The organism is Duncaniella sp., assembly GCF_029054785.1.
Classification (GTDB): Bacteria; Bacteroidota; Bacteroidia; order Bacteroidales; family Muribaculaceae; genus Duncaniella.
The window spans coordinates 1-3,485 of the sequence record NZ_JAIDEN010000173.1 but is presented as its reverse complement, the minus strand read 5'-3'; the positions used below and the strand labels follow the sequence as shown (position 1 = coordinate 3,485).

The 3,485-nt window shown below is 54.5% G+C and carries 6 protein-coding genes; 5 read left to right on the top strand and 1 reads right to left on the bottom strand.

The annotated features are described in order from the left end of the window. The first annotated feature begins 145 nt into the window (after positions 1-145). Genes K2H17_RS10610 through K2H17_RS10595 form a run of 4 tightly spaced genes read left to right on the top strand, consistent with a single transcriptional unit; the run spans position 146 to position 1,865 of the window. Positions 146-502: a hypothetical protein gene (locus K2H17_RS10610; RefSeq protein WP_300134587.1), complete on the top strand. Its 357-nt coding sequence runs from the start codon at positions 146-148 to the stop codon at positions 500-502. Then, positions 499-1,047 carry an RNA polymerase sigma factor gene (locus K2H17_RS10605; protein ID WP_300134585.1) on the top strand — a complete coding sequence of 183 codons (549 nt, stop codon included), beginning with the start codon at positions 499-501 and terminating at the stop codon, positions 1,045-1,047. The genes K2H17_RS10610 and K2H17_RS10605 overlap by 4 nt, the downstream gene beginning before the upstream one ends. A 3-nt stretch (positions 1,048-1,050) precedes the next feature. Further along, positions 1,051-1,368 (top strand): hypothetical protein, encoded by a 318-nt coding sequence (locus K2H17_RS10600; protein ID WP_300134583.1) that lies wholly within the window; start codon positions 1,051-1,053, stop codon positions 1,366-1,368. Positions 1,369-1,379: 11 nt separating this feature from the next. Next, positions 1,380-1,865 carry a hypothetical protein gene (locus K2H17_RS10595; protein WP_300134581.1) on the top strand — a complete coding sequence of 162 codons (486 nt, stop codon included), beginning with the start codon at positions 1,380-1,382 and terminating at the stop codon, positions 1,863-1,865. A gap of 10 nt (positions 1,866-1,875) precedes the next feature. On the opposite strand, the gene K2H17_RS10590 is transcribed toward K2H17_RS10595, so the two are convergent. Beyond that, complete coding sequence (locus K2H17_RS10590; protein WP_300134580.1) at positions 1,876-2,328, bottom strand: hypothetical protein; 453 nt, start codon at positions 2,326-2,328, stop codon at positions 1,876-1,878. A 131-nt stretch (positions 2,329-2,459) separates the two neighbouring features. On the opposite strand from K2H17_RS10590, the gene prfA reads away from it, so the two are divergent. Then, positions 2,460-3,485 (top strand): peptide chain release factor 1 (prfA, locus tag K2H17_RS10585; protein ID WP_300134579.1); only part of this gene is annotated, 1,026 nt, incomplete at its 3' end.

The window sequence follows — 3,485 nt, the reverse complement described above, 5'->3', positions numbered from 1 at the left end:
TTTTGGGCGCCTATGGCTCTTCATTTCAGTCACATAGCTCGCTATGCTCCTTCAATTCAGAGCCATATCCACCTCAATACTTTCGCTCAGATTTTAACTATTGTTATTAAACGACCTCTAAGTCAAATTTTCCAATCTTACAGCTATGATCAAAAGCAGATTACTGATCCTTGCCGCTTCGCTTGCCTTAGCAGGCGCTCCCGTCTATGGCGCAGCTGACAGCGCCAAGTCCAAAACCACGACCTCTGCGGAGGCGCCCAAGACCAAACCGGTCCTTGTCAACCGCATCACGAAAAAAGACCGCATGAAGATGGCCGTGGCGTGGCTGAAGAACCATCCGACAATCAGTGTCGGGCAATATGCCAAAATCACCGGTCTGAAAAAGGATATCGCCGAGGCCGAGCTTAATGTGTTTGCCCAGAATGACAAATATCCCATCAAGGCAGCCGAGGGGAAGAAGAAACTCTATGTGCTTAAAGATCAGACCAAGGCACGGAAATGACCCCTACGCTGTCTGTCCGAGAGATTCTTGATGCTCTCAGCCGCGACCGGGAGACGGGCTTCAGAATGCTCCTAAGCTATTATAAAGAGCCCGTCTACTGGCACATACGCCGCATCACCGTGGTCCACCACGACGCCGAAGACGCCTTGCAGGAGACGTTTCTGAGAGTGTTCAGGAATCTCGCCAAATGCAACACGGAGATGCCGCTGACCGCCTGGATATTCCGCATCGCCACAAACGAGGCCATACGCCAGCGCGGGAAAAACCGGGATTTTCCTTTCCCGCCCGATGACGAGACCGGACAGGAGATAGAGAAAATACCGGCCGACGAATATTTCGACTATTCCGACCTGGAGACCGTGAAATTGCAGAAAGCCATCCTCTCGCTCCCTCCGAAACAGCAGTTGGCGTTCAACCTGCGCTACTACGACGAGTTCGATTATGCCACAATCGCTCAGATCACCGATTCTACCGCAACCAACGTCAAAGCGAACTACCACGCCGCGAAAGAAAAAATAATCCGTTATATGAACTCCCACGACTGAAAGATGAACAAGTACAATTTTGAACCAATCGGAAAAAAGATGCCCTATCGCGTACCGGATGACTTTTTCGCCGATGTGGAAAAGAGGATTGCCGCAGACGCTCTCGAACAGCGCCGCCGCAGTGTCAGGCGCATCTTCTGGCGCGGTATTGCCGCAGCAGCTGTGCTGGTCCTGCTGTTCATGGCGACCCGGCCCGGATTATTCCGGCACAGGACGGATTTCACGGATGTGGCACAGGCTTTCGACGATCTGTCGGACGCAGACCGGTCCTATCTGCTTGAAACCTATCAGGACGATATTTTCATAACAAACAATGACTAACCACCCCGATAATGAAGAATTTAATCCGACTAATGCTGCTCGCGGCGACAATATTCGCCCTTGCCGTACCCGCGGGAGCACAGCAACGCAAGACTACCGAGCGCCTCTCACGCGAACAGCTCGCAGAAAAGCAGGCCCAACTGATAGCCGAGAAACTCGCTTTCAACCCTGAGACGACAAAGAAATTCATCGACACCTATACACGCTGTCAGAAAGAGATCTGGGCACTGGGAACGACCAAAAGCAAGTCACCGAAAAGACAGCTGACAGAAATGCAGACCGACAGCCTCATCCGCGCCCGGTTCAACCACAGTCAGAAGCTACTGGACATCCGCAAAAAATACTATGCGGAATACAGCAAGTTCCTCGCCCCCTCGCAGATCGAGAAGGTTTACAGTTCAGAGGGCAAAGTGGCAAAAAAACTCTCGCAGAGAGCCAAGAGGCAGTCTAAAGACAAGTGTCAGGCAGCCTCCAAAGCCAAGCGCAAGAAGAAGTAGCAGAGGTTGTTCACGCGCCTGCCAGCTTGCGGGCAAGCCGTCGGGCGGCACGGCGCACTTCCTGGTCATAAAGCCGGCGTTCACGGCGGTTACGGGGAACAAAAGGTTCAGGTTCGCAATCCTCCCCGGCCGTGGCGTCGGCTTCAGCTGTCTGTCCGGCGGCGGGGGCATTGACCGGAACCGGAGCAGAAGACTTCACGGCGGCACGGCTGCGGGCACGGCGCGAGCGCTCGACAGCCTTGTCGATTTCGGCGCGCAGAAGGGCGAAAGTCAGCGCGACAGCCGGATCTGTATCGGTCGGCGGCACTGTGCCGTCGGCCATATAGCGGTCTATGCAGGCCATCGTTTCAGCCACGGCATCACCGCGGCCTATCAAATTCAGCGACCCGCGGACGCGGTCGGTGATGCAGGTGTAAAACTTTTTGGAGACGGGGAGCTGGGTTTTGGGCGCATGTTTTTTCATAGTCTTGTGTTTTGAGTTGTTTTGAGTTGTTTTTACGCAGCAAAGATAGCGCGCGCGAAGCCTGATTTAGTGCGATAATGCGGAGAGGGTGAAAAATTTTTCGTAACTTTGCAGGCAAATGAATCTGATCTATGGCTGAAAATTCCCTTTTGACCCGACTGGACGGTATCGAGGCCCGCTTCGAAGAGGTGGGTACACTGATCACGGATCCCTCTGTGATTCAGGACATGAAACGCTATGTCCGTCTGACCAAAGAGTATAAGGACCTTGAAAAACTGACGGCAGTGACCCGCCGCTACCGGGAACTGCTGGGCAATATCGACGAGGCCCGCGAGGTACTGGCGTCGGAAAACGATCCTGAACTCCGCGAAATGGCCAAAGAAGAACTTGACGAGGCCACAGATGCCATCCCCGCTATCGAAGAGGAGATCAAACTGCTGCTGATCCCGGCTGATCCGGAAGACAGCAAAAACGCCATTCTTGAAATCCGCGGCGGCACCGGCGGCGACGAGGCGGCAATCTTTGCCGGCGACCTTTACAAGATGTATGTCAAGTATTGCGAATCCAAAGGATGGAACGTCGCCGTCACAAGTTTCAGCGAAGGAGCAGCCGGAGGTTTCAAGGAAATCGTGGTTGCCGTGACCGGCGACAACGTCTACGGCACTCTCAAATATGAGAGCGGCGTCCACCGCGTACAGCGCGTCCCGGCAACCGAAACCCAGGGACGAGTCCACACCTCGGCTGCGACCGTGGCCGTACTTCCGGAAGCCGAAGCCTTCGACGTAGAGATCAACGAAGGCGAGATCAAGTGGGACACCTTCCGCTCAGGAGGAGCCGGAGGCCAGAACGTCAACAAGGTCGAATCCGGAGTTCGCCTCCGCTACATGTGGCGCAACCCCAACACGGGCGAAAGCGAGGAGATCCTGATCGAATGTACCGAGACCCGCGACCAGCCCAAGAACAAGGAACGCGCCCTCAGCCGCCTGCGCACATTCATCTATGACAAGGAGCACCAGAAATATATTGATGACATAGCCTCACGCCGCAAGACACTCGTCTCCACCGGCGACCGATCGGCCAAGATCCGCACCTACAACTACCCGCAGGGGCGCATCACAGACCATCGGATCAATTATACCATCTATAATCTCCAGGCT

Excerpts from the sequence above, each read along its gene's own strand:
- K2H17_RS10590 (WP_300134580.1), bottom strand. The coding sequence starts at position 2,328 with ATGAAAAAACATGCGCCCAAAACCCAGCTCCCCGTCTCCAAAAAGTTT.
- K2H17_RS10600 (WP_300134583.1), top strand. The coding sequence starts at position 1,051 with ATGAACAAGTACAATTTTGAACCAATCGGAAAAAAGATGCCCTATCGC.
- K2H17_RS10610 (WP_300134587.1), top strand. The coding sequence starts at position 146 with ATGATCAAAAGCAGATTACTGATCCTTGCCGCTTCGCTTGCCTTAGCA.
- K2H17_RS10595 (WP_300134581.1), top strand. The coding sequence starts at position 1,380 with ATGAAGAATTTAATCCGACTAATGCTGCTCGCGGCGACAATATTCGCC.
- K2H17_RS10605 (WP_300134585.1), top strand. The coding sequence starts at position 499 with ATGACCCCTACGCTGTCTGTCCGAGAGATTCTTGATGCTCTCAGCCGC.